Genomic DNA, 24,795 nt, shown 5'->3' with positions numbered 1-24,795 from the left:
CCTTATATATCCTTGCTATGGGGGCTTTACTTTACCTACTGAATTGAAGGTGATTCTACCACCATATTAAATTGAGCGTCAATGAGAATAAATGACATTTTTTTAGCAAATCCACTCTTGGTTTACACCCTGATTTTCTATGTTTAGACTCTTTTATATTCGGTTTTGCATCTGTATAATGACACGTAATTTTAATAAAGGAGTTGTATATAATGAAGAATATTTCCGTCTATCCTGAGCATGGACATACGCTTGTGGCGGTGATCCGCAGAAAATCTGGTATAACATTGGAAGAATTCCATGCACATTATGAACATATTCACGCGCCACTGGCTTCTCAATTGCCAGGGCTACTTTCTTACCGTCAGCATCCTACACGTCCTCCTGGTCAAGGAGATGGTCCCTATTTACCTTCCGAATTGCCTTACGATGCAGTATCTATTTTTATTTTTGAGAATGCTGCTGCTGCTGAAGCTGCTTGGATTTCACCTGAAGGGCAACGATTAGATGAAGATACTCTGACATTTATTGATACTCAAGACCAACTCATCATCCCTGTGATTCCTCGTCAAATTGTATAATAATCGCTATTCGAACTTGAATAAAGAATCAATTATCTTATATGATAACAGTGAATGAACGTTCACTCAATACTAAACAAAGGAGCTTATTTATGACAAAACCGTCTTCTGAACATACACTTCGTCTCCTTTTCCCACAATGGCAAGGGGGGGCGAATAATGCTCCTTATATTCTTGGGGCACGGCTTCTAAATTGGCTGGCTCCACAGCATGAAGGACCATTTGAAGAAGTACCTGTTAGCCTAGAACTAGATCCTACGATACAAGATGGAATTCTTGCCCGACAGACTGTTCTAAACCAAGCCCGTGCCGCCCAACAAATCATTCGCAAACATGCTCCTGACCGTCTTGTCATTCTCGGCGGTGATTGCAGCGTAGATCTTGCTCCATTTGCGTATTTGAATGATAAATACGATGGAGACACTGTCTTGTTGTGGGTCGACTCGCATCCAGATGTATCCATTCCAGAAGATTTTCATAATCATCATGCACAAGTTCTTGCTAATTTGCTAGGCGTAGGTGATCCTGAATTTGTCGCAGAAGTGCCTCGTGTTTTCAAACCGGAACAGATTCTTTTTGTTGGTTTAAACGATATGTTAGATGCCCTTCAATCAAAACCTATTCAGTCGTTACCATTGGATCGACTCGGTCCAGACGAAATACAAGATAGTTCTAACGTGTTGGAATGGTTACATGAGCGTAAGCCTTCTAAAGTAATGATCCATTTTGATCTGGATGTATTGGATATGACTCAGTTCCGCTCTTTGTTAGTTGCCTATTATAAGACGTATGACGAATACAAAGACAAATTCCCACGTGGCGTTAGCATGGAAACTATTATTCAACTATTACAAGATGTCGCTAAGCAATATGATATTGTTGGATTGGGTATTACCGAGCACTTCCCTTGGGATGCATACTTTTTACAAAATATGTTGTCTCGTTTACCTTTGCTCGGCGACATTGATGACAATCAACGTCCTACCTTTGTAACTATTTAAAATGATAATTCAATATGATATCGTACAACATAAGATATTTCAGTATGTTATTTCTTGATAATAAGGGGGAAAGGAAGATGAACTATACCTTCTGTATATCAGTATGATGAATGAAACAACCAAGCATTCATCGAAACGTACGCTTCAAAAAGAAAATAGTAGACGTTTGTTGATGAACGCCGCGGTTACATGTTTTTCTTCTAACGGATTTCATAATACAGGGATTGCACAAATTGCGAAAGAAGCCGGTATGAGTGCCGGGAATCTGTATCGTCATTTTTCAGGCAAGCAGGATTTTATCATTGCACTTGTTGAGGAACAGCAATATTCTATGATAAAACATGCTCAAAAAAATCTTAATACTGATAATTCTATCGAAGGTATTATTCAGCTTTTGCATGATTATATATATATGCCTGTGTATTCGATGGATCAGAAACTTTGGCTAGAAATCCTATCCGAAGCTTCTAGAAATGATGAAATACAAAATATACTCCGCAAGAATAATCTTCTTGTGCAGCAATCATTCCAGCATCTTCTTGCTGAGGCTGTCGTTTCGGACTCTCTTGACCCTAGTTATCAAGTAGAAAGCTTAGCTCTATGGCTACAGGCTATGATTAATGGATTAACTATGCGTATAGCTATTGATAAGAACTTTGATATTAATCAGCACTTTGATCAATTTGCCCATATTATTAGAAGAACTTTACAATCTCGGTAGTACTATTATGCTCTTACAGTCAAATGATTGATATTATGATCTAATAAAATAGTTTACAAAGAAAACACTTGAATCTATTTAGAGACACCTTTGGGTATAGTATCTTTAACTATGTTTGAAAAGAAACAAAGAGACTAGCTAATTAGCTAGTCTCTTTGTTTCTTTTATTTTTGTGTGAATGCAATTTTCAATCCGAGTACGGTAAATATTGAACCTTGGATGTAATTCATCTTTTTTGAAAAAGTAGGACTTTTCCGAAATAACACACCAATTTTATCTGAGAAAATACTAATTAACATAAAAATGATTAAAGTTTGAATTAAAAATACTATTCCTAAGGTAAGCATTTGAATAGATATATTGTTCTTTTGATCTACAAACTGTGGAAGAAATGCTAAGAAGAACAGTGATAGTTTAGGATTTAAAATATTCATAATCACACCTTTTTTATACAATGACTTGCGATTGAAAGTCTCTTCATTTGTAATCTCGAAACTAGCATTTTTTGCTTTAAACGACTTGTACGCTAAGTATAATAGATACGCTGCCCCAGCATATTTAATTACTGAAAACGCTAAAGACGATTGATAAATAATTGCAGCAAGACCAAAAGTAGCTGCCAAAATGTGGACTAATAATCCCGTGCAAAGTCCTAACGTAGTAAATATACCTGCATGTTTGCCATTGATTATACTTTGAGTTAATGTGAACATGTTGTCAGGTCCAGGCATGATTGTAAGTACAATCGCTGCCCCCAGAAAAGCGAATAAAGTTTGAATATCCATGCAATCTCCTCCAAATTTATACAGATACATCTATCATATCAAAAGTTATTTGTTTCGCTATTATACCAGTTGCATACTATAGTACTCCAAAATATTTTTTTATCTTAAATACTTTTTATGAGTCTTTATCCCCATTTTTTTATAGTCAGCATGCCATTTATCCTATATACTGTATTTAATACATAAATTAGGGGTGGTTGAATGTTTGCTATGGGTCTGACTGGTGGCATTTTTGGAATTGTTTGTTCGGTTGTTGCATTGATTACTGGAGTATTTGCAGTTGTTCTTTCACCTGATGGTACGAGTGGGGTGTGGACGGCTGGTTTGATGGGTTTAATATTTAGTATATTAGCAATTGTAAGTGCTGCAATGTGCAAAGCAAAACCAAGACTAGCAGGATGGCTGATGCTTGTAAGCGGTATAGGCGGATTTTTCAGTGTACTTATCTTATATTTGCTACCAGGTATATTATTAGTAATTGGTGGCTTCATGGGGATTCTTGGTAAGAAGAAATCGGTCATTACTATGGAACAAATATAGAAATTTAGCCGAATAGCATATCAAAAGCGCCGCGATTTTCATCGTGGCGCTTTTGTATTGCAGTCATCCAAAGAGTCATTTCTAAAAATCAAAGTCTAGCTATTGATAATCTAGAATAAAATCGTTGTAATTTATTCACAGTACTTCATACACGACTTACACTTTTCGACTGTCTATTGGGGGATTTTACTTGGCAGCCGCAGCTTGATCTTGCTGGGTTTTGTACGCATCCAGTTGGCGTTGTAATTCAGCCATCACTTTATCGTAGCCCGCTACTTTCAATTTGTCGCGGAAGTCCTGTACTGCTTGTGTCGGATCACCGGCTTTACCGTAGGTGATCGCTGGTCCCATCTCTGCCGTTACTTGTGAAATAGCGGTCAGCTCGGATTCGACAGCTGTTTTGTCAAATACGAATTGTCCATATGGATACGGCTTTTTGATTTTGTCGTATTCGCTGTACAGGGTATCGATTTTGTCCCATGTTGTATCGCTTGGAATTTCGTTTTTGTCGACACGACCTGCCCAGAAGTCGGAATAGAATGCATCATTCGTTTCATTGTAGCCCGCAGGCAGTGTGCGTTTTCCATCTTTGATCTCGTATTGTGTACCTTCCATACCATAGTTAATCAGCTGATAAATTTCTTTGTCGTTGCGCATCAGATCGTACGCCATCAGGGCACGTTCCGGGTTTTTACTATGTGCGCCGATCGATACGCCGCCATGTGAGATTGGCATTTCTAGCAGGTTATTGCTTGTACGGGAGAATGGGAACATTTGCAGCTCAGAGCCAGGTTGTTTCTCATCCATCTGTACACGCAGACCGGAGAACGTTTGGGTATGATGCTGATCCATACCAGTTTGTCCAGCTTGCAGTGCAATGCGAGTATCGTTTTTGTTGTTCAATACATCTTCACGCCAGTAGCCTTTATCTGCCCAGTCTTTCATCGTTTTGGCAAAATCAAGGAATGTATCTTCGAATACCGGACTGACCACAGTGTAACGGTCATCGTACGATTTGGTATTGAATACCGGCAGATATCCGGTCGAGATCGGCAATTCCAGATAGCTGGTATGCGATTGAACCCAGCCGCCAAATGTACTAGTGCTGGACTGCGCATCCCACGGAATGACGCCAGGTTTGTTGTCTTTGATCCATTGCAGATATTTGCCGATCGTATCCCAATCTTTGATCGGCTCAGTGATGCCTGCTTGTTTTGCCCAGTCGCCACGATAGAAGAATCCGTGGTTGATCCATTGTGTGTAATCGTTTTCAGGAATCAGAACAATTTTACCGTTATATTTACTTTGATCCCAATCTTCCGCCGGGATTGATTTCCACGTTTCTGGTGCGTATTTTGGCAGCAGATCATCCAGCGGCATAAAGGCGCCACGCTGCGCATTAGACCATGTATCCAGCCAGTCCGTACCGATTGTGATCAGATCGACTGGTTCGCCAGATGCCAGCAGCAGATTGTATTTTGTTTGCCAGTCTGCCCATTCGACCCATTTCCATTTCACTTCGGCATTGATCTTCTGTTTCATGATTGTATTAACTTTTTCCATTACCTTCTCAAATTGTCCGTTCTTTGGCTTGTCGCCCAGCGCTACGAAGGTGACGGTTACAAACTGCGATTTGTCGTCTCCTGCGCCTGATTTGCTGCCGCCACCACAGGCAGCAAGCGATAATACGATCACCGTGATCAATACTGCCGAGATTAGCTTACGGAATTTCCACATATACGTTCCCCCTTTTGAGATAGATAGCACCCTATGAATCTGTCGGAGCCTGCCGTAATCAGCTTCAGCCTTTGACCGCACCAACCGTGATTCCTTTAATAAAATAACGCTGCACGAATGGGTAGAACAGAATGACCGGTCCGGTCGCTACAACAGCGGTCGCCATCTTCATCGTTTCGAGTGGCACATCGCTCATCGATACATTGGATGATGCCGCCGAGTTGCGGATAAAGTCGGCACTCGTTACCACGTTGTACAAAAATAACTGGAGCGGACGATAATCCATATCCGGCGACAGGAACAGCATCGCATTGTACCATTCATTCCAATACCCGAGAGCGATAAACAATCCAATCGTCGCCAGCGCCGGTGTCGACATCGGCAAAATCAGACGCAGGAAAATCGTAAAGTCACCTGCACCGTCAATCTTGGCAGACTCGGTAATCGCATGCGGAATGGAGCGAACGAAGCTTTTCATCATAATGATCAAAAAGGGACTGAGTAGACCCGGCAGCAGCACCGCCAGATAGTTATCCTTCAGCTCCAAATACTGTGTAATCAGCAGATAAAATGGCACCAACCCACCGGAGAACAGCGTCGTAAAGTAGATAAAGAACGAAATCTTATTCCGATACTGAAAATCCGGGCGCTGTAACGCATATCCCGTCATCGCTACGATAAACAGACCGACTGCCGTACCGACAATCGTAATGCCCATCGTGACCAGATACGAGCCGATAATCAGCTTCGGATTCTCGAATACGATTCGGTACGCAAACGTGCTAAATTCATGCGGCCAGATGTTGAAGCCATATTGCTTGACCGCCGCTTCACTCGTAAACGAAGTGCCTAGAATGAGCAGAAATGGCAGCAAACAGGCAACCGCGAACAGCGCAATGACAACATAACCGACCCAGCTGACAATCGTCTCACTCATGTCCCGGCGGATACGCGCCGGACGTGGAGCATTGCCTCCAATAACGTTAACTTTGGGATTGATGTCCATATCGGCGACCTCCTAGAACAGTGAATTTTCAGGCGAGACTTTCTTGATCACCCAGTTGGCTGTTAATACAACGACAAAGCCGAAGATGGATTGATACAGGCTGACCGCACTACCCATCGAGAAGTTAAAATTCGTCATCAGCGAGCGGAATACATACGTTTCGATAATATCAGTGCTGGCGTACAACGCCGTGTTATTCGCACCGACCAAGTTATAAAATAAGCCAAAGTTTCCTTTGAGAATGCCGCCGAGTGAGAACAGCAGCAAAATAATAAATGTCGGTTTCAGCCACGGAATCACAATATGGATAATGCGCTGAAACGCATTGGCACCATCGATCTCCGACGCTTCCACGATTTCGCTGTCCAATCCCATAATGGCGGCAAAATATACAATCGAGCCGTAGCCCGTCGTCTGCCACAAATACGTAATGACGATAATAAACGGCCACAGTCCCGGTTCGGAATACGCTTTGACCGGATTCAATCCGAGTCCTGCCAGCACATGATTGAGCAGACCGTAATCATAGCTCAAAATGTTGTAAGCAAGCAGACCGACCAGTACTGCCGAGATAAAGTACGGCAGAAACATGAGCGTCTGCGTGACTTTTTTAAACCACTTTTTGCGGATTTCATTCAGCAGGATGGCAACGGTAATCTGTGCCACATTGCCGATCAGAATAAAGGCGATGTTATACGCCACCGTATTAAACGTTAGTCTCCACAGATCGCCGGTCATAACTAGAAATTTGAAATTGTCCCAGCCGACAAACGGACTTCCGAAAATACCGTCGGTGTAGTTGTACTTGACGAACGCCAGATACAGACCGGGCATTGGCAAATACGCAAAAATGCAGAAAAACACAATGGCCGGCAAGCACATGATTAGGAGTACGCGGCTATTTTTAAACGTTTTGCGCCGAGAGCTTTTGACACGTACAGCAGGGATCGACTTGGCGGTATCCAATGAACATTCCTCCTTTGTGCTTCGTTGATACGGGTGCCGGAATCGGTCTACATATCGTCCGGCGGGCAACGTAACCTTTACCCTTTTATTGTAAGCGTTTTCTAAATGATTGGTATTTCACTATTCTGCTATTCCCTTTTACGATTCTGCTATATTTGTACGTTATTGTTGAATCGCATATAAAAAAGCCGCGCTCCCCCGCCGCTAGCCACCCGTTTTACATGGGCGTGACTAGCGGAAAAGTAAGCACAGCTTCTGTTCCTTCCCCTTTTTTGCTATGAAATTCCAGTTCACCACCCATCGCTTCAATGATACGGAACGTTACCATCAGACCTAGCCCGGTGCCCTTTGTTTTGTTGGAAAAGTACGGCTCTCCTAGTCGCGCCAGCTCCTGTTCATCCATCCCGGAGCCGTTATCGCGAATATAGATACAGATGCTATCGTCCCAACGCCGCGCTTGAATCGTCACATTGCCATCCTTGCGCAGCGCCTCAATCCCGTTCTTAATAATATTAATACACGCTTGCTTGAATTTGGACGAGTTACCGCGAATGTATAGCTGCTCTGGCACGTCGATCAGTAAGGTTCCCCCTTGCAAGCTGGCGAGCGGCTGCATAATATTCTCAATATTCGAGAACTCCTGCCTCAGATCCAGCATATCCTCCTGATCAAATTGCGGCTTGGCAAAGGTGAGGAAGTCGGTAATGATGCCAGCCGCACGATCCAGCTCATCCAGTGCCATCTTCAGATGCTCGCGTCCCTTATCGTCGGTATTCATCTGCGTCAATTGCAGGAATCCGCGCGTCACCTGAAGCGGATTACGCACTTCATGGGCGACCGAAGCCGCCAGTTCGCTAATGATGTCCATCTTCTCCGAGCGCTGCAATTCATTGTTGAACAGCTCCAGCTGGCGTGAATATTCAATCGCCTGCCGCCGATTTTCAGCGAAGACACGTCCCATAATGGCAATGAGCGAAATGACAAAGAAGATCACGCCCCATTTCCACAATACGAGCTTGTAATCACCATCCTGCACATAGTACCAGATCAGCTCAAACCCGGTAATAAGCGCAAACGTCGAGAAACCTGCCGCAAAAATCTGCGCCGCCCGATTTTGCTGCCGCGCATATCGCAACGTCATAATCAGGAATGTAATGAGTCCGACCAGAATAAACACGCCAAAGATCAGCACGGTCATTACATAATACACTTTAAAATACCGATCATGGGTAAGCGCATTGCCAATCAGCGCCAGCAGACAGAGAATCGAATAGATGTACTGCACCTTTTTCATACGATGAATGAGATTGTTGTACCCTTTGCCAAATACATTTTCAAAAAACTCATAAAATGCCGGCACGAGCACAAACAGACTAATATCGAACAGAAGCGCATACACTCGGTCACCCAGTGGATAAAAGGTAAACAGAAACGGCGAATACGTCACTACGAGCACACCGAGCGCTAGAATCACGATACAGAGACTAAGCCACATCCGCCGTGCTTGCCCTTCTAGGAAAAAGGAGCAGAACGCCATAATGAGCGCTACTAGTACAAATGAGAACCCAATTACCACATCCATCAGATCGGAGCTAACGTAGGTGGTCAGGATGTCCTGATAATCGCCAATTAGAATGCCATTGGTCAGACCGATCTTCTCACGCGCCGACTCGACCCAGATATAGACCATTTTGAACGAATCATCGCGGGTAAGCGGCAGCAGCAATTGGTTCTGCTCATAAGCATAGCCGCGCCGGGATTCGTAGATTTTGTTGTCATCCAAGTAGACGATCACATGCTTGCCTTGCAATTCGCGAATGAGCAGACCGGACGTATTCCAGTTCAGCTCCGGCAGCGGAATCCGAATCCAAGCGGACGAGCTATTGACTGGCTTGCCATCCTTCATTAATTGCGATGAGGTCCAGTAGCTGTTCTGATCATCGTTCCACGGCTTGGATGTAAATGTATTTTGCGCCTGCCAGCGTACTTGCCAGTAATCGATCTGCTGGAAACGCTTGTCTTCACGCATATTGGCAGATAAGGAGAATGCCAACAATACGACGATGACAAAGAGCAGGAATATAACGAAAGCTTTGGGCATAATCTTCATAGAGCACCTCAATTGATAGTGACACATATGTACTACATAATTGGGAAATTCATGCTGAATCCACAAATTCTATTATACTTCTTCCTACCTTGCAGTAACACCATTAAATTCCTGTCTCTGGTAATTTACCTTTTTCGCCAAACGCAGCAGCTGTACCAATCACACACTGCTGTTCACATCCCGTCAGCGCATGAGCAGCTATATATGGTGTTTGGCAGGCAGCCGTCAAGGGTAACCTCCTGTAAGGGGAACGATATCCATTTCCCAAATTGCAGGTAAGGAGCTGAGCAGCATGGCAGACAAACAGCATTATGACGATGTGTTCTGGAAAACGAAGGGCACGCTTCTGGATGATGAGGATGCCCAGTCGGTGTCTGAAGAATTGGAACCCGAACTGCCGCGTGATGCGGAGCTAGCCGTCATTCATCCCGAACGGCTGGATCAGCCGCTGCATCAAGACGTAGCGGACGAAGAGGATTCCGGTCCGCATCCACAGGCAGACCCGGAAGACCAAGATTCAGATACTTCGCTAGCACGACATGAAGATGAAGATCAGAATGATTAAATAAGCCGGAAGCAGGAGAACATTCCCTGACTTCCGGCTTTTTTTGTCATTTGGATACGCTGTTACTTCCGTCCGTAATCGGCTTTCACTTCGCCCCAGCTGCGGGTTTCCCATTTTAATAGCTTGTTGCTGTAGCTGTTCGTGCGCAACCAATGCTCGGCACGGTCGACCAGATCCCAGATCTCGGCGGTCGATGCGTCGCGCACAAGTGTGGACGCTGCCTGCTTCTGCTTGACCCATTTGATGGCGGTTGCCGAGTCGCTGTATACGGTTTTGTTGCTGCCCTGCTTGTTCAAATACGCGAGCGCATGGACAATCGCCAGAAACTCGCCCATATTGTTCGTTCCTTTGGCAATAGGACCTTTGCTAAAAATATCCTGCCCAGTGCGTGTATCTACTCCGCGGTATTCTACCGGTCCCGGGTTGCCGCGTGTACCGACATCGACGGAAATACTGTCATAATCAATCTGATCCATCGGAATATCAGATGCCGAGGTTTGGCGTTTTCCGTAAACGGATGATTTGCCACCGCTGGATGACGATTTGGCGGATGAACTGCCTGCGGCTTGTCCCCAATGCTTTTTCCAGCCTTCGGTATATGCACGCTCCGCTTCGGCGCGTGATTCATACGCTTTGTATTTGGCTTGCTTGTATCCGTTCGTCTGCTGCTGGCATTCTGGCCACGAGCTGTAGATGCCCGGACGATGCCCTTCCCATACGACATAAAATTTCGATTTTGCCATGATACTTCCTTTCCTTACTGTACTCTGTCCTCATTATGAATGGTTGGTGCGTACTTTGGCAACCGGTTCACCTGACGGCTGAGGTGGGATATCCCAGCGGCGACGCGCCACCATGAACGCGCACAGTAACAACAGCAAGCCGTTGATAATGAACACAAACCGGATATCGAGAAACGAACCGAGCAGACCGCCGATAATCGGTCCTGCCATCGTCGCAATCTGAGATGCTGACTGATTCAAGCCGAATGCACGTCCGCGAAATTCCGGCGGCGTAACCCGTACGATCATTGCGTTGATCGACGGCAGTACCGCTGCAAAGAACAAGCCATATCCAAATCGCAGCGTACCAAAGCCCCAGATGTTCGTAAAGAAGAATTGCAGCATATTGCCAATGCCACTGCCGATCAGACCGATCAACAGCACCTTGCCAAATCCAACCTTGCTGCCAATGCGTCCCCAGCGCGGTGCCATAATTAGCGTCGCTACGCCGACTGCCGAGAATACGATCCCCGCACTGAGTGAAGCGCTGCCCGCTTCCACGCCCATGCTTTTGACATAAATCGTAATGAGCGGCTCCAGAATCATAACCGAGAAGTTCGCCACCGCTGTCAAAATGAGCAGCGAAATGAATATCGGATTGCCTGCTGCCTGCCGAATATCATCGCGCACACGCGAGCGCTTGGCAGAGCGGTTGAAGTTATGCTCCTTCGCCCAGATCGTCGCAATCAACGCCGCGATCAGCACGATCAATGCGGAAAAGAGAAAGGCATTGCGATTACCAACGTAGTAGCTGACCACCCCGCCAATTAGCGGACCGATGATAGTACCCGTTGCACCAGATGTTGCCATCACACCGAGGGCATAGCCCGTTTTATCCTCTGGCGTATTCGTACCGACCAGCGCAATCGAGGCAGGTACGAAGCCTGCCAATAAGCCCTGAAACAGCCGCACAACTAGAAATATGTAGGGATCGGTTACAAAATAACTGAGCAAATACAGCGCCGCCAAACTGAAACCGGAGCGGATCAGCATCGGCTTGCGACCGTATTTATCTGCCAGCGAACCCCAGAATGGCGAGATGAGCGCGCTCGCTAGAAACGTAATACCAAATGACACACCAGACCATACGGCGAGATGGTTATGCACACCCAGTTCCGTTTCCAAAAAGATCGGCAAAAACGGAATCGAGATTGAATACGCCATACTACAAAAAAACACTCCAAGCCAGATGACGACAAGATTTCGCTTCCAAGAAAATTCCATCCGGTTCCAACACATCCTTTCGTTATCGTCCATTCTACTCCTGACGATCACAAATTCCAAATCGTTCCACACGTATTTCCGCTATCTCTAGTATTGACTTCATTTCTATTCATATTATTGTCGCGACATTTATCTGCACCACCATGACGGGAAGGAGCGGCTTGGAATGGTTGTATGTGCTAGGTGTAGAGCGTATGGATATCGTCACTTTAAAATTAAGATGTCAATTATCGAAGATTGGGGTAAGAACAAGTAAGCGTTTCAGCGCGAGGTATTCATTTTCTTAAAACTATTTACAACTGAATGACCATACATGAAGCATACTCAAGGAGATGATCAGCATGAATAAACCATTTGATAATAATCGTGATGCCGCTGCACAGGAATATAACCGTTACCAAACACTGGATTCGGTAACTGCTCGTGATGAAAAAGAACTGTCTAGCATTCCCGAATCCGATCTGGATATTGTAGAACCAACTGTGCGCGACGACGAAGGCATTCAACCTGTCGTTAGCGAAGAGCAATCGGTAAACGAGCTAAGCCGTGAAGAACGCCTGTCAGGTGATCGCCATACGATTGATCTGGATACTGGTGTGAATGCAACAGGGCAACCGCTAGATCCCGTGAATCATCCACTAGGCGGCGAATATGTCGATAACGAAGTGACTGGCGATCCGGTAGTGGATGATTCGCTCGAAGACGCTCCACTGCCCGATATTCCCGATGCAGACGAACTGAACGGAGAAACACCGGAAGATCCATCGGTGCCTTCATCATTTGATCAGGATGCCCACGGCACGGATCTGCGTAACGGCTCGGTAGGTCATGATGATCCCGATGTACCGGAACGTGACCGCCGCTGATCAGCGGACTCCTTTTAGGTGGATCGACAGCTTCCTTTGAACACAATCATTTTGTTAGAAATAGGATAGGGAACTGTCGTTCACGGCAATTATTTGGTATAGGAGGTTATGATGATGAGTCCACATGAAGACCATAGTAATCAAGATGACAAACATCCTGACGAGCAAGACAATCTGGTCACCGAACGCGACAACGACGAGCAATTCGGTCTGTTCCGCGAAGATTCGTTTCCCGATTCCGGCGAAGACGAGGTACAAAAGCGCGTGATCGATAATGAACTGCCACGCGACAATAAGTTACGCGATGAGGACAAGGAATAGTTTAAAATAAAAATCCCCTGCTGATTGGTAATGGAGCTGCACTGTATGACGAGTGCACCACTGTGATCAGTAGGGGATTTTCACAATAATTATTTGGATTTACTTGGAACGCTTCATTTGTTTACATTACCCCTTCTTGCGAATCACAATAATACACGTACTATCCGGCAGCGGCACTGGTGTATCCCACTCATCCGTGATCTTCACGCGCGGCTGCAATGCTTCGGTATACCCCTGCTGCAAAAAGGACTCCACATGCTCAATCTCTATGCCATCGCCTAGCGTCTGGACAATAAACTCCTTGTACCTACTCGGCGTCATATAGCCAAACTGCTCCTGCACCTCATGCACATATGCTTCTTCGCCCCATGTGTACGTGTATAGAAACTCCATCGCATCGTTGACAGGCAATAGCACGGTCTGCTCGTCCAGCACCTCATACGCAATCTCCCGTCCACGGAAATCGCGAGCATATCGTTCGAGCGCCGCCAGTCCACCCTCTTCCAAAAAGGTGATTTTGCGCTGCTGTACTGTCGGCTCCGTCATAATTCCGTCGCGGATAATAATACGTCCGCCCGGTGCGAGTACGTCGTAGGCGCTGGTCAGCGCTGCGGCAACCGTATCCAGATTGAACTTTTGCCCATTCAACGGAATGTACGAATACAACTCATGCAAGATCGAGGAAAAGAGAATGCTGTCCACGCTACCCGGCTCCATAATCTCCTTGAGCGCCAGCGCATCCCCCTTCATCACTTCCCAGCTATGATGCTCTAGCCGCTTTTTGCGACGTAACGCTTCGATCACATTTTCAGAAATATCAATACCGATCGCCCGTTTATCCGGCATCTCCTGCTCTAACAAATCCAGCATCACGCCGCCACCGGGACCGATATCCAGCACGGTCTGTCCGGTCACATAACGCAGCAGCAAGCGTTTGTAATCGACTGTTTCGTTCATCGTCTGCAAATAGCTGTCTTCATTATGAAAACGGTCATACGCATCCCGGCGCAGATCGAACAGGTCAAACAGCATCAGCACTGCCTTTTCATACAGCGGTGATTTCTCTGCCTCTACGCAAAAGTCGATCAGCTTCTCCGCTGCTGGTGAGAATTGGAACGTGAAGAAGGCGGTATCTTGCAGCTGCCCATCGATCAGCAGTCCGTATTCAAGATGCGGATTGCGCTGCTGGCGCTGTCCAGCGTGTACATCATCCCAGCTCCACTCGGATAGATACTTTTCGATAATCCGCTTTTTGTACAGATTGATCTTTTTAATACCCCGATAATCGTAATACAGATCGTTCATTAGCCGCTCAAAGCTAATATGGCGCACCTGCTCTGGTACGGCCGCCGCCAGCAGTCCGAATATTTTGCAAAATTCCTCTAGGGAAAAGTCCTGCAACGCCGCCTCCACATACCAGAAGGTGCGATTGTCCAGCATCATGAACACCTGATCCAAGCGTGCAGGCTGACGCAGCTGTTGCAGAAGTTCGAGCGTATTCTCGCCGCGCGCCTCACTGCCAGTACGCAGTCGCATAATCCGGTCTTCGATGCCCATCCCTTGTGGCTGCTCGCCATACGTAACCGCATGAATGAGCGTAGACATCTCATCTCGTACTCGCTGCCACAGCTCTGGCGATACCGCTTCAATAATACAGCGGTTCAGCACGAGTAATGTACTTTTCAACTCTTCCGGTGACAGGATGCCCTGCGCCACAATCTCTGCCAATGGCAAATTGTCGCGAAACGGCACTTCCCCACGTAGAAATTGTCCCAGTAACCCGTGTGTACGGATCAAGGTCGTTACCAGAATCGTACGCGGATCATCCGGTTCGGCGGCATCGCGCTCATACAACAGCGCTGACCCTTCGTTATGTACAAACAAATTGATCCCCTGCTGCTGCCATCTCATGCGCTCGCGTGTGCTACCGCCCTTGGCAGTTTCTGCCCAGCAGAGCGTCTCTTCCACAATATCGCGCAACCAGAACGATACACGCAACTGATCCAAAATACGCAGTGTGCGTTCGACATAATCCAGTACCGGATTGGCATCGTTCAACTCCTGAAGCGTCTGAACTCGTTCCAGATTGACGATTCGTTCCTCGGCGGAGACGAGAATATTCAGCCAGCGCTGAGATACCGTATACGGCACCTCAGCCTGACGGTACTGATGAATGGCGGACAATGAATGCAGCATGCCTATTCCTCCCTTGATGATGTTGCTGGTGTTACTATTTCAAAATCGTCGATTGGAATGCTCAACGTTCTGGAAATTCCATAAACTCCTTGCCGACCGAATACGTTTTGTCCTTGTTGACGATATCGTCCAGCCAGCGGCTCAGCTTCACACCACTCTCCTGCGCCGTATAAAAGACCTTGTATGGCGACAGCGTGTGCGGAGTACCACGACGCTTTTTGCGATTGCCAACACCGTAATCCGTAATGAAAAAGTGATAGTCTGGCAGCTCCTGTTGCAGCTGGCGAGCCGACGACAGCATACCGAGCGACCAATCATTGGTAATTTCCAGATCGTCGCTCACCAGCCCCTTGGTGCGTCCATTTAGCACGGCTTCGTACGAAGGAAGCACCTTATCATATACCGTATTCGATTGTAGCATCACCGTGTTTGGCGGTAACAATTGCGCATTCGCGCGAAAGGCGGCGCCAATCAGATCAGGTTCGATCGCATACCCGTACCGATTGCGGAAGTCGGCTTTCCATACCTTTTCGATAATGTCCGGCCACTGCTGACTGTGCAGATACGCACCGTCGGCATAATGGTACACTTTCGCCTGTGGATACTGGTTGGCAATATGCGGCGCCCAAAATGCCGAACCGAATCCACCCGCACTTGCACCAGCGATGAACAGCTTGTCCGGCTGCGGCAGATGCTCAAACATCCAGTCTAGCCCACGCAGTGTATTCGCGCGTCCACTATAATGCGCGGTAAAAGGTAGCTTGCCTCGTCCGCGATATTTCACCTCGTTATCCCCGATATGGAAATCCCCAGTCGCATACGGAATATACACGATATTCCAATCGTAAAAAGGATTATCCTTGCGCTGATTTTCCAGCATTCCACGCAGCAGATCCGGCTTATAAAACGGAATATTGGCAAAATAATAGCCCAGCTCGCGGTTGTGTAGCAGCGTACGCAAACCGAACGGCTTCGTCGCCGTATGCCGATTCCAGCTAATCCCGCCGCCCGAAAAATACACAACTAGATTGTTGCTGCGACCGCGCCGGGTGAGCAAATAATAGTCCGAGCCGTCGCCGGACATCGCCTGTCCGCTCAGATTGATACGACTCCATTTATATAGCGGCGATTGATCGAAACGCTCCACACGCGATGGACGCTTGATGACAAAGACGATGATCGCAATAGCAAGCAGCGCAAGAATAAGCCATTCGATAGTGGAGATGATCATATAGGTTCCTCTTTTCTAAAATGCGCATTATGCAAATGCACGTCATGATTATACTGTCATGATTGTGCTGGGCGGATAATCGATACTCTTGTTTTGCGCGGCGTTTTGTTCGCTTTGCGTCCTTTGAGCAGCCATAGATTGGGCGTATCGCGAATATCGCGAATTTCCAATTGAAATGGAGTTTGTGGTAACGCTTTGTTGAATCGCAGGAATAATCGATTGCCATCCACCGCAGATTGCGCCACTTTCCACTCCTGCGGCTTGCTCAAGCCAGTCAGATGATAGAGCAGCACCCCACCTACCGATTCAGGATCGACGCGCTTGTTGTAAGTGATCATCACCTCATGATCGCTCAATCGCAACCCGGACGATGGCAGTGGCGGCTCAGCATACATATACCCGCCAATATGATATTCGTACGCCGTCCATGTGCGGTAGCCCAGCGTATTCGCCTGATGGGCAAATTCATCCAGCCAGCGCCGCCCCTTGATCATGCTCGCACGAGAACCGATATCCGCCTGAATACCAAGCGGCAAATCCGGGTATTGCTCGCGAATCGGCGCCGCGAGTGGCTCGTAATCCCGAATATAATCAGCAGGCAAGCCACGCTTCATCCAGTCCGGCCAATGCGTTTGCAGCATGTGCAGATCCGGCTGTACCAGTCCGATCATCGATATCGGGTCTAGCCCCTGCCATTCACGCAATCGCTGTGCCGCCAGTTCATCGCGTACTGCCAGTGACCAAGTTGCCACTTTAATATCCGGTCGTATCGCACGCGCACCCTGCTCGCCGTTGATCAGTTCATGCACCAGATGATTGACTGCATCTACGCGCAGATCAACCCACGCCTCGTATAGCTTCGGTACTTTGGTATAATAACGCGCCGAATCAGCATCTCTGAACTCTGGCATGTCTTCGCCATATCGCTCGCGAAACGACTGCGCCGCCAGCGGACCAATATCGCCATACACACCGCGCTCCAAGCCGTTCCATTCTGGAAAATATGGCTCTGCTATCTCAATCCCGTCAAACGGCACATGGTCCAACACGACAGACAGCACTTCTTTTTTCCAAGCAATATAATCTTTTGAAAAATGGGAAAACCGTTCAAATCCATCATTGATCGGACGCAATAGCTCCATTCGCCACGACGCCCATTCCGGTGGCGCATGTTCTACACTGAATGTGCCATTACCGAGCACAAGTGCCCAGACGGCGATTTCACGCTTTTGCAATGCTTCGACCAGACGAGCATCCACCCGCTGCTCATTGACGATAAAATAGTGCACATTCCGATAACCAGCAAGCACCAATTCATCGGCAATGCTGTCTGGCGAACGATCCGCATAATACGGAAATAAAGGATCAATCTGAATACTGGCTCCGCGCAGCGCCCACGGGCGGCCGGGATGCGGCGATGAATTCATCGGGAACGTCCTCCCCGTGCATAAGATGAACCGGTAGATACCGGCGGTTTGCGTTTACGAACAAACAGCTGGGCGGACAATTTGGCACACCACAGCGAGAAGACAGTGAACCAGACGCCCCACACGACAGCAGGCAGCCAGAATTGCTGTGCCAGCCCTGCCGCATCGCCTGCCGACGACGGGCTTGTGACCGACAATAACAAAATCGTCAGCGCCGATACAACCGACTCCTCCAACGTCAAAAACATAATCAACAGAAAATACCCATTGCGCAGCCATTCCGGGCTAATTAGCATCAGAATGCTGACAATGACAAACCCGATCAGCCACACTACACCAAAGCCCTGATGCACATACAATACCAGCATAATTAGCGCAATGATGGCAGTAACGATAATACCGACGCGCTGCTGCCGTTTGTGATACAGATAGAACATCCACACAACAAAGAGCGATGAACCCATATATCCAGCCAGCCCGATTGGCAGACCACTCCAGGCTGACGTAATCATCGAATAGGTGACACCGCTGTGATCCGCATTCAATTCAATCCGGTTGACCCTGCCCGATGTCAACAGTGTGATCATCGCATGGCTGAATTCATGGATCATCGTATCCAGATTGCGAAATAATGACGAGAACGGAATCAGCCTTGTCAGCACTGCTGAACCGACTAGCAGCAGAATCAATTTGAGCCATTTATTCAAAGCTACACATCCTTATCGGAAAATATCCTGTGATTGATCAGCAACACAGGATTGTATTCATGACCATAGCGACACATAGTATACAGATCGACGTACCAAACGATGCAGTAGGATGCACCGACCGCAAACTGTACGTCTTTCCTGTATTTTACCGTCTGGCGAAAATGAACACAATGAATCACTACCGAAGTCGGACTGTTGTGCAGTGTTGGCGAATAGACACTTTCCATTTCGTATCTATCTATTGATATATATACAGTTATATAACCGGATTTGCCCATACCTGCACGCAGAGGTCTTTTGCCGAGAGAGACTATGGTATACTTTTAACGGATTCTCTCTAGTACGACCTATGATGCAGGCATGTTAGAATGCCGCATCTTCATCTTCCACCTATGCACAGCTGGGATACTTATTCAGACTATAGAAAGAAGTGGAGCATTTGTTTTTTGTCATTTTATTCAGTGTCGTGTTGCCGATCATTGTACTGATTATCGCCGGTTCCGTTCTGGAACGGGTGTTTCAGCTTGATCTGTATACACTGTCCAAAATTAACTTTTACTGCATTACGCCAGCAACGGTGTTTATGAGTATGTACCATTCCAATATGAACCCGGAGCTACTCGGCAATGTGGTGCTATTTTACAGCCTGTACGTCCTCCTGCTCTATATCGCCGGTTCACTGACTTCTCTAGTCATGGGCTACAAAGGCGGGAAGAAGGCTGCGTTCAACAACAGCATCATGCTCGACAACTCCGGCAACTACGGTCTGCCAGTCAATCAGCTCGTATTCAGCGGGGAACCGCTGGCAGCCTCCATGCAGGCGCTGATCATGTCGCTGCAAAGTCTGCTGACGTTCACGTACGGCGTCATTTCGATTCAAGGCTCGCGTCTGCAAGGGAATTATCGCAGCGTCATTATCGGCTTTTTGAAAATGCCAGTGCCCTATGCGCTCGTGCTCGGTCTGGTGCTGCATGTGATGGCTGTACCGCTGCCTGCGGTATTGTCGCAGCCGCTGACATATGCGCAGCAGTCTATGGTCGCTATCGCGCTCATCACCCTTGGCGCACAGATTGTGAAGTACCCGCTGCGGTTGTACCGCTCAGACATTTATCTCAGTATGGTGCTACGGTTGTTCGGTGGTCCGCTGATCGGGCTGCTGCTGATCGAGTTGCTCGGCTTGCACGGCATTCCCGCACAGGCACTGCTGATTGCTTCGGCGATGCCAACCGGTGTGAACACCTCGATTCTGGCGGAAGAATACCGCAATGAACCGGATTTTGCCGCTCAGACTGTGCTATTATCGACTACGGTCAATGTGTTTACAATTACGATTGTGATTGCATTGTCCAGCTATGTTGCCTGATCCGAGAAGCGATGCAAATATCCATAAACTTGTGTTCAGTCGCCCGACATTTTATACTGAAAGATGCTCTGACAGTCCGTGCATGACAGCATGCGGGGAGTCTGTCGTGCCATTCGTCCATTGCCGGACGGATTCCATCATCCAAAGGAGTGAACATTCCTATGCTACGCCAACCGCGTAAACATGCTGTACTCATTCTTCTATTCACCGCCGTTTTTCTGATTCTGGCAGGTTGCGGCAACAGCGCACCCACCACCGGACAGACCGGCAGCAATTCCAGCTCGGAAAGTACCAATTCCGGTTCCACCGGCAGTGATTCCGGCAGCCAGAGCGGTACAACAGGCGAAACGACCGATACACCATCGGCGTCCGATAATTCCGCCAGTTTCAAGCAAGACAACGATCCAATCGTCACAATTGAAATGGACAATGGCAAAACCATCGAAATCGAGCTGTATCCAAAAGCAGCACCCAACACCGTCAACAACTTTATCTCACTCGTGAACAAAGGCTTCTATGACGGTCTAACCTTCCATCGCGTTATCCCTGGCTTTATGATTCAAGGTGGCGACCCGAACGGTAACGGCAGCGGCGGACCGGGCTATAGCATTAAGGGCGAATTCCAGTCCAACAATGTGCAAAATGACCTCAAGCATACTCGCGGCATTATCTCGATGGCACGCGCTACCGATCCGAACAGCGGCGGCTCCCAATTTTTCATCATGGTCGCAGACGCAGCTCAATTAGATGGCGAATATGCACCATTTGGTAAAGTCATCAGCGGCATGGACGAAGTCGATACTATCGTTAATCTGCCACGCGGTGATCAGGATAAACCAAACACACCACCAGTTATGAAAAAAGTCACCGTCGATACCAAAGGCGTAACGTATCCCGAACCGGAAAAAAGCAACTGATCTCTTATAGCGTTCATACAGTCGCTATGTAAATCACACATATCGTCCGTATATCAACTTCTCGTACAGTTCAGTTCGTATCGTGATACTGTTTTTCATACCGAACGAGGATTGTATTCACCTTATTGAATCAGCCCCGATCCTATTGATAGTTAATCATCAATAGGATCGGGGCTGTTGTTATGGATTGGTGTATTTTTATTTTGGAGAAATTTCGTTGTCTGCCGCTTGTTATCTTCCTTATCACTACACATTTCACAACCAAGTATAAAATTTTGACGAAATTTGGCGAAAAGCCCTTTATAAACTTAGCAACTAAGACGATATATATTGTGTACAATCTTTCCTTAGATTGTACTCGGCGGAGCATACTCTGCCGAACTAAATAGCATATCATATTTAGTCAGGGCAAATTCATCGAAAGATGAAGACGCAAAGCCAAGGGTCTAACGTGGAACATGCAGGGTTTCGCTATGACAGCCGGTTGCCGAGGAATACCTGATGCGGTATGAATCGAAGGAGTCCGATTCAACATGAGTATGAAACAACAGATAGTCAAAACGACAGGTATCACTTTTCTTGCAATCCTGATCCTGCTGGGAGGTTTCCCGATGAAACCCGCTCATGCACAATCGGCTCAGAAAGCCACCTGGCTGTGGAACACGCAGCTGATCGCCAGCTCGCCTGACGAAGTCTTGCAATTCGCTGCATCGCAACAGGTCAATCTGATCTACCTGCAGATCAACGCCGACCTAGATGCCAGCGTATACCACAGCTTTATCGCCGCCGCTTCCGCACAAGGCATTGCCGTGGAAGCATTGGATGGTGCGCCTTCCTGGGCGCTGGATTCCCAGCGTCCACAACTTCAATCCTCCCTCGATTGGATCTCCTCGTATCAGACCGGCGCCTCGGCAGAACAACGCTTCAGCGGTATTCATATCGACATTGAACCGTATCTGTTGCCGGAATGGAACACCGACCAAGCCTCCGTCATCGCTGGATGGCAGCAAAGCGTATTGGACGTAGCTCAAACTGCACGTCAACTCGGAGTGGAAGCGTCCGCCGATATTCCGTTCTGGCTGTACACACTGAATACTGCGGACGGTTCCACACTCAGTAGCTGGATGATGAAACAGTATGATTCCGTAACGATTATGGCGTATCGCGATCATGCGGATTCCATTTTGGATGTTTCCTACGCTGAATTGACGGAAGGCTCCGACAACGGCGCCCGTGTGTATATCGGTGTAGAAACGAATCAAAGTGAAGAAGGCAACAACATTAGCTTTTACGAAGAGAGCGCAGCTTACATGAACCAGCAATTGGCTCAAGTCACTGTGACCGCTTCGGTCTATTCTTCGTTTGCTGGCATTGCTGTACACGATTATGCTGGCTGGTCGGCGAAGGTGCAACAAGGTACGGATTGATTTGGGCAAGCCATGTATAACTTGGTTACAGGTACGATCAGCAAGCGCATACCAGAGCGACACCGGTATGCGCTTCTGTTATGTCACATCCTATTCCTGCTAACAGAGCATTGGAGCACTCGCTCCAAAATGGTTTCCTTTTTCCTGGTTGATGACTATGTGCCTACATATGAAAATTTCAATCTTCACAATTTAAACTTTTTGTTTATTTCGACGCCGTTAAATGACAAAAATGTTATGCAATAGTATTGTTTGACGCAAGATTACGTTTCTCCAATCCTGTTATGATGAATGACGGGAATCATGGAAAACGAAATCAATCAAGTAAGGAGCGTTCAATCGTATGCTGCACAAGAAAAAATGGATAATCGTTACACTCATCATGGCATTACTTATTCCGCAATCCGTCTTTGCCGCCGCCAAATCGTCCGGAACGACAGACAAACAGAATCAGGCGACCGCTGGCAAAACCATCTACCTCACCTTCGATGACGGTCCAACTGCACATACGATGCAGCTGCTGGACATTCTGAAGCAATATGATGCCAAAGCGACCTTCTTCATGCTCGGTCCACATATGGAGCGTTACGCGTCAGCGACCAAACGCATCGTGGCAGAAGGCAACGGACTCGGACTGCATGGCGTGACCCATGTACCGGGCAAATTCTACGCTTCACCGTATAGTGCCTACAACGAGATGGTTGGCGCCAACAAGAGTCTGTACAAAGTAACTGGCAAATACACCAGCCTTGTACGTACGCCTTATGGCAGCAAACCATATCTGAAAAAGAACTTCCGCGATGTGCTGCTGCCAGTCGGCGGGTTCCATCTGTGGGATTGGAATGTCGATTCACTAGATTGGAAGTACAAAAAAGATCATCAGCGCGTCTACAACAACATCATGAGTCAGATTCATTCCGTAGAGCGCCGTGGTCAAACTCCAGTCGTGCTGATGCATGATCAACCGGGAACGCTAAAAGTACTACCGATCCTAATGAAGGAACTGAAGGCAGAAGGCTACACGTTCAAAACGCTTGATAAGTCGATCAAACCAGTGAACTTCTGGAACGACGAACGTTAATATCGAACGTATATGCTGTAGATACACAAGAGAATCATGTCACATCGTTGACAGAAAAAGATTTTCATTTTATACTAATTTGAAATAATGTTCAAATACCATGAACCAATGTGCATTCTGTTCATGATTGTGGATTTTTGTAGAGGCATACTCTATTTTCGCCACACACGATGTCATTCCGACATCGTGTGTGGCTTTTTTATTTGGTTGTTTTGGAGATTTGAACATTATTTCATCTTAGTTACGCATAAAGGAGAATGGAATTATGAAGTTATGGCAGTACGCACTGATTGTATTTTTGGGAGGATGCAGCTATGGTATTCTGTCCACGTTTGTGAAAACGGCATATGTAGCCGGATTCACTAGCGGACAAGTAACCGCAGCGCAATACTTTTTCGGTGTGATCTTTACATGGATTGTGTATCTATGTACCAAAAAACAGAAAATACAAACCACAACCGCGCTCAAAATTGTGTTGGCTGGCTTGCCATTCGGATTGGCGGGATTGTTCTACTACCAGTCGCTGCAATCACTGAACGCTTCATTTGCGATTATTTTATTGTTCCAATTCGTCTGGATCGGCACGCTGTATGAATGGCTGTTCCAGAAAAGGAAACCGACACGCGAGAAACTATTCGCAATCGTCATCTTGCTGATTGGCTCATTTTTGGCGGCAAATGTATTGTCCCAGCAAAGCGCTTCGCTCTCATGGGTCGGCATCTTCTGGGGGCTGCTGGCAGCCGTGTCGTTCGCGCTGTTCATTTTCCTCGGTAGCTTTGTCGGCAAAGGTACACAACCGATGCTAAAAAGCTCGCTGATGTCTACCGGCGCATTTTTGCTCGTATTGTTCATTTATCCGCCTACGTTTATTTTCCACAGCGATATGTTGATGGGCATTCTGCCATACGGATTGGTGCTTGGTATCTTCGGTGTAGTATTGCCGCCGCTGCTGTTCTCGATCGGATTGCCACATCTGGGGGCTGGTCTGGGGACGATCATGACCGCTTCGGAATTGCCGATGGCGGTAACGATGTCCTACTTTGCCCTGCACGAGCAGGTGAGCGTGCTGCAATGGACAGGTGTGCTGATCATTCTGATCGGGATCGCACTGGGCAACAGAAAGGCACGCACTCGCAAGCGCCAGACAGTTGTCATTTCACCTGAGGTTGGTCATCTTTGAATCTAATCTCGGTCGGAGAATAGGGACAAGCACTGGAACGATGATCTACGGTGAGAAT

The 24,795-nt window shown here is 47.1% G+C and carries 24 protein-coding genes and 1 riboswitch; of the genes, 12 read left to right on the top strand and 12 right to left on the bottom strand.

Annotation, left to right across the window (positions count from 1 at the left end; translation table 11 throughout):
• Window positions 1–212 precede the first annotated feature (212 nt).
• The 3 genes from ACE3MZ_RS05030 to ACE3MZ_RS05020 all read left to right on the top strand — a co-directional run bounded on the left by ACE3MZ_RS05030 (window position 213) and on the right by ACE3MZ_RS05020 (window position 2,303).
• Entirely contained in the window at window positions 213–581 is a 369-nt protein-coding gene (locus ACE3MZ_RS05030; RefSeq protein ID WP_411345387.1) for an EthD domain-containing protein, read from the top strand.
• 92 nt (window positions 582–673) lie between these two features.
• Window positions 674–1,582 carry an arginase family protein gene (locus tag ACE3MZ_RS05025; protein WP_411345386.1) on the top strand — a complete coding sequence of 303 codons (909 nt, stop codon included), beginning with the start codon at window positions 674–676 and terminating at the stop codon, window positions 1,580–1,582.
• Between the two features lie 103 nt (window positions 1,583–1,685).
• On the top strand, window positions 1,686–2,303 hold the full coding sequence (locus tag ACE3MZ_RS05020; protein WP_411345385.1) for a TetR/AcrR family transcriptional regulator: 618 nt from the start codon (window positions 1,686–1,688) through the stop codon (window positions 2,301–2,303).
• Window positions 2,304–2,467: 164 nt separating this feature from the next.
• Here the strand turns inward: ACE3MZ_RS05020 and ACE3MZ_RS05015 are convergent, their stop codons facing one another.
• Window positions 2,468–3,088, bottom strand: a complete 621-nt coding sequence (locus ACE3MZ_RS05015) for a LysE family translocator (RefSeq protein ID WP_411345384.1) — start codon at window positions 3,086–3,088, stop codon at window positions 2,468–2,470.
• A gap of 201 nt (window positions 3,089–3,289) precedes the next feature.
• On the opposite strand from ACE3MZ_RS05015, the gene ACE3MZ_RS05010 reads away from it, so the two are divergent.
• Entirely contained in the window at window positions 3,290–3,628 is a 339-nt protein-coding gene (locus ACE3MZ_RS05010) for a hypothetical protein (protein WP_411345383.1), read from the top strand.
• 186 nt (window positions 3,629–3,814) lie between these two features.
• Here ACE3MZ_RS05010 and ACE3MZ_RS05005 read toward each other — a convergent pair whose 3' ends face one another.
• The 5 genes from ACE3MZ_RS05005 to ACE3MZ_RS04985 all read right to left on the bottom strand — a co-directional run bounded on the left by ACE3MZ_RS05005 (window position 3,815) and on the right by ACE3MZ_RS04985 (window position 9,676).
• On the bottom strand, window positions 3,815–5,365 hold the full coding sequence (locus ACE3MZ_RS05005) for an ABC transporter substrate-binding protein (protein ID WP_411345382.1): 1,551 nt from the start codon (window positions 5,363–5,365) through the stop codon (window positions 3,815–3,817).
• Window positions 5,366–5,429: 64 nt separating this feature from the next.
• Window positions 5,430–6,302, bottom strand: a complete 873-nt coding sequence (locus ACE3MZ_RS05000; RefSeq protein ID WP_411346700.1) for a carbohydrate ABC transporter permease — start codon at window positions 6,300–6,302, stop codon at window positions 5,430–5,432.
• Window positions 6,303–6,383: 81 nt separating this feature from the next.
• Window positions 6,384–7,253 (bottom strand): ABC transporter permease, encoded by an 870-nt coding sequence (locus tag ACE3MZ_RS04995; protein WP_411346699.1) that lies wholly within the window; start codon window positions 7,251–7,253, stop codon window positions 6,384–6,386.
• A gap of 301 nt (window positions 7,254–7,554) precedes the next feature.
• Window positions 7,555–9,438, bottom strand: coding sequence for an ATP-binding protein (locus ACE3MZ_RS04990; RefSeq protein WP_411345381.1), 1,884 nt, complete (start codon window positions 9,436–9,438; stop codon window positions 7,555–7,557).
• Window positions 9,439–9,550: 112 nt separating this feature from the next.
• The gene (locus ACE3MZ_RS04985) at window positions 9,551–9,676 is read right to left on the bottom strand and encodes a hypothetical protein (protein ID WP_411345380.1); all 126 of its coding nucleotides are present in this window, start codon (window positions 9,674–9,676) and stop codon (window positions 9,551–9,553) included.
• A 63-nt stretch (window positions 9,677–9,739) separates the two neighbouring features.
• Between ACE3MZ_RS04985 and ACE3MZ_RS04980 the strand changes: the two genes are divergently transcribed.
• Window positions 9,740–10,012 carry a hypothetical protein gene (locus ACE3MZ_RS04980; RefSeq protein ID WP_411345379.1) on the top strand — a complete coding sequence of 91 codons (273 nt, stop codon included), beginning with the start codon at window positions 9,740–9,742 and terminating at the stop codon, window positions 10,010–10,012.
• A 62-nt stretch (window positions 10,013–10,074) separates the two neighbouring features.
• Here the strand turns inward: ACE3MZ_RS04980 and rnhA are convergent, their stop codons facing one another.
• Window positions 10,075–10,755, bottom strand: coding sequence for a ribonuclease H (rnhA, locus tag ACE3MZ_RS04975; protein ID WP_411345378.1), 681 nt, complete (start codon window positions 10,753–10,755; stop codon window positions 10,075–10,077).
• A 33-nt stretch (window positions 10,756–10,788) separates the two neighbouring features.
• Window positions 10,789–12,018: an MFS transporter gene (locus ACE3MZ_RS04970; protein ID WP_411345377.1), complete on the bottom strand. Its 1,230-nt coding sequence runs from the start codon at window positions 12,016–12,018 to the stop codon at window positions 10,789–10,791.
• A 341-nt stretch (window positions 12,019–12,359) separates the two neighbouring features.
• Between ACE3MZ_RS04970 and ACE3MZ_RS04965 the strand changes: the two genes are divergently transcribed.
• Window positions 12,360–12,884, top strand: a complete 525-nt coding sequence (locus ACE3MZ_RS04965) for a hypothetical protein (protein ID WP_411345376.1) — start codon at window positions 12,360–12,362, stop codon at window positions 12,882–12,884.
• Window positions 12,885–12,998: 114 nt separating this feature from the next.
• Window positions 12,999–13,205, top strand: a complete 207-nt coding sequence (locus ACE3MZ_RS04960; RefSeq protein WP_411345375.1) for a hypothetical protein — start codon at window positions 12,999–13,001, stop codon at window positions 13,203–13,205.
• Window positions 13,206–13,331: 126 nt separating this feature from the next.
• Here ACE3MZ_RS04960 and ACE3MZ_RS04955 read toward each other — a convergent pair whose 3' ends face one another.
• From ACE3MZ_RS04955 to ACE3MZ_RS04940, 4 genes are all read right to left on the bottom strand, one after another.
• Window positions 13,332–15,401: a class I SAM-dependent methyltransferase gene (locus tag ACE3MZ_RS04955; RefSeq protein WP_411345374.1), complete on the bottom strand. Its 2,070-nt coding sequence runs from the start codon at window positions 15,399–15,401 to the stop codon at window positions 13,332–13,334.
• A gap of 61 nt (window positions 15,402–15,462) precedes the next feature.
• Window positions 15,463–16,632, bottom strand: a complete 1,170-nt coding sequence (locus ACE3MZ_RS04950) for a pectin acetylesterase-family hydrolase (protein WP_411345373.1) — start codon at window positions 16,630–16,632, stop codon at window positions 15,463–15,465.
• A gap of 56 nt (window positions 16,633–16,688) precedes the next feature.
• Window positions 16,689–18,059, bottom strand: a complete 1,371-nt coding sequence (locus tag ACE3MZ_RS04945; protein WP_411345372.1) for an N-acyl-D-glucosamine 2-epimerase — start codon at window positions 18,057–18,059, stop codon at window positions 16,689–16,691.
• Window positions 18,056–18,766 carry a M50 family metallopeptidase gene (locus ACE3MZ_RS04940; protein WP_411345371.1) on the bottom strand — a complete coding sequence of 237 codons (711 nt, stop codon included), beginning with the start codon at window positions 18,764–18,766 and terminating at the stop codon, window positions 18,056–18,058. The genes ACE3MZ_RS04945 and ACE3MZ_RS04940 overlap by 4 nt, the downstream gene beginning before the upstream one ends.
• Window positions 18,767–19,208: 442 nt before the next feature.
• Here ACE3MZ_RS04940 and ACE3MZ_RS04935 point away from each other — a divergent pair, with 442 nt between their 5' ends.
• From ACE3MZ_RS04935 to ACE3MZ_RS04915, 5 genes are all read left to right on the top strand, one after another.
• On the top strand, window positions 19,209–20,132 hold the full coding sequence (locus tag ACE3MZ_RS04935; protein WP_411345370.1) for an AEC family transporter: 924 nt from the start codon (window positions 19,209–19,211) through the stop codon (window positions 20,130–20,132).
• Window positions 20,133–20,293: 161 nt separating this feature from the next.
• Window positions 20,294–21,049, top strand: a complete 756-nt coding sequence (locus ACE3MZ_RS04930; protein ID WP_411345369.1) for a peptidylprolyl isomerase — start codon at window positions 20,294–20,296, stop codon at window positions 21,047–21,049.
• Window positions 21,050–21,446: 397 nt separating this feature from the next.
• Window positions 21,447–21,541: riboswitch (cyclic di-GMP riboswitch) on the top strand.
• A 41-nt stretch (window positions 21,542–21,582) separates the two neighbouring features.
• Complete coding sequence (locus ACE3MZ_RS04925; RefSeq protein WP_411345368.1) at window positions 21,583–22,476, top strand: hypothetical protein; 894 nt, start codon at window positions 21,583–21,585, stop codon at window positions 22,474–22,476.
• Between the two features lie 343 nt (window positions 22,477–22,819).
• A complete protein-coding gene (locus tag ACE3MZ_RS04920; protein ID WP_411345367.1) occupies window positions 22,820–23,557 on the top strand; it encodes a polysaccharide deacetylase family protein in 738 nt (245 codons plus the stop codon).
• A 265-nt stretch (window positions 23,558–23,822) separates the two neighbouring features.
• Window positions 23,823–24,737, top strand: coding sequence for an EamA family transporter (locus ACE3MZ_RS04915; protein ID WP_411345366.1), 915 nt, complete (start codon window positions 23,823–23,825; stop codon window positions 24,735–24,737).
• The last annotated feature ends 58 nt before the right edge of the window (window positions 24,738–24,795 follow it).

It is taken from the genome of Paenibacillus sp. WLX1005, from assembly GCF_046603685.1.
Classification (GTDB): Bacteria; Bacillota; Bacilli; order Paenibacillales; family Paenibacillaceae; genus Saccharibacillus.
Note: the sequence above shows the minus strand (reverse complement) of the source record. Positions and strands in the feature narration are given on the sequence as shown.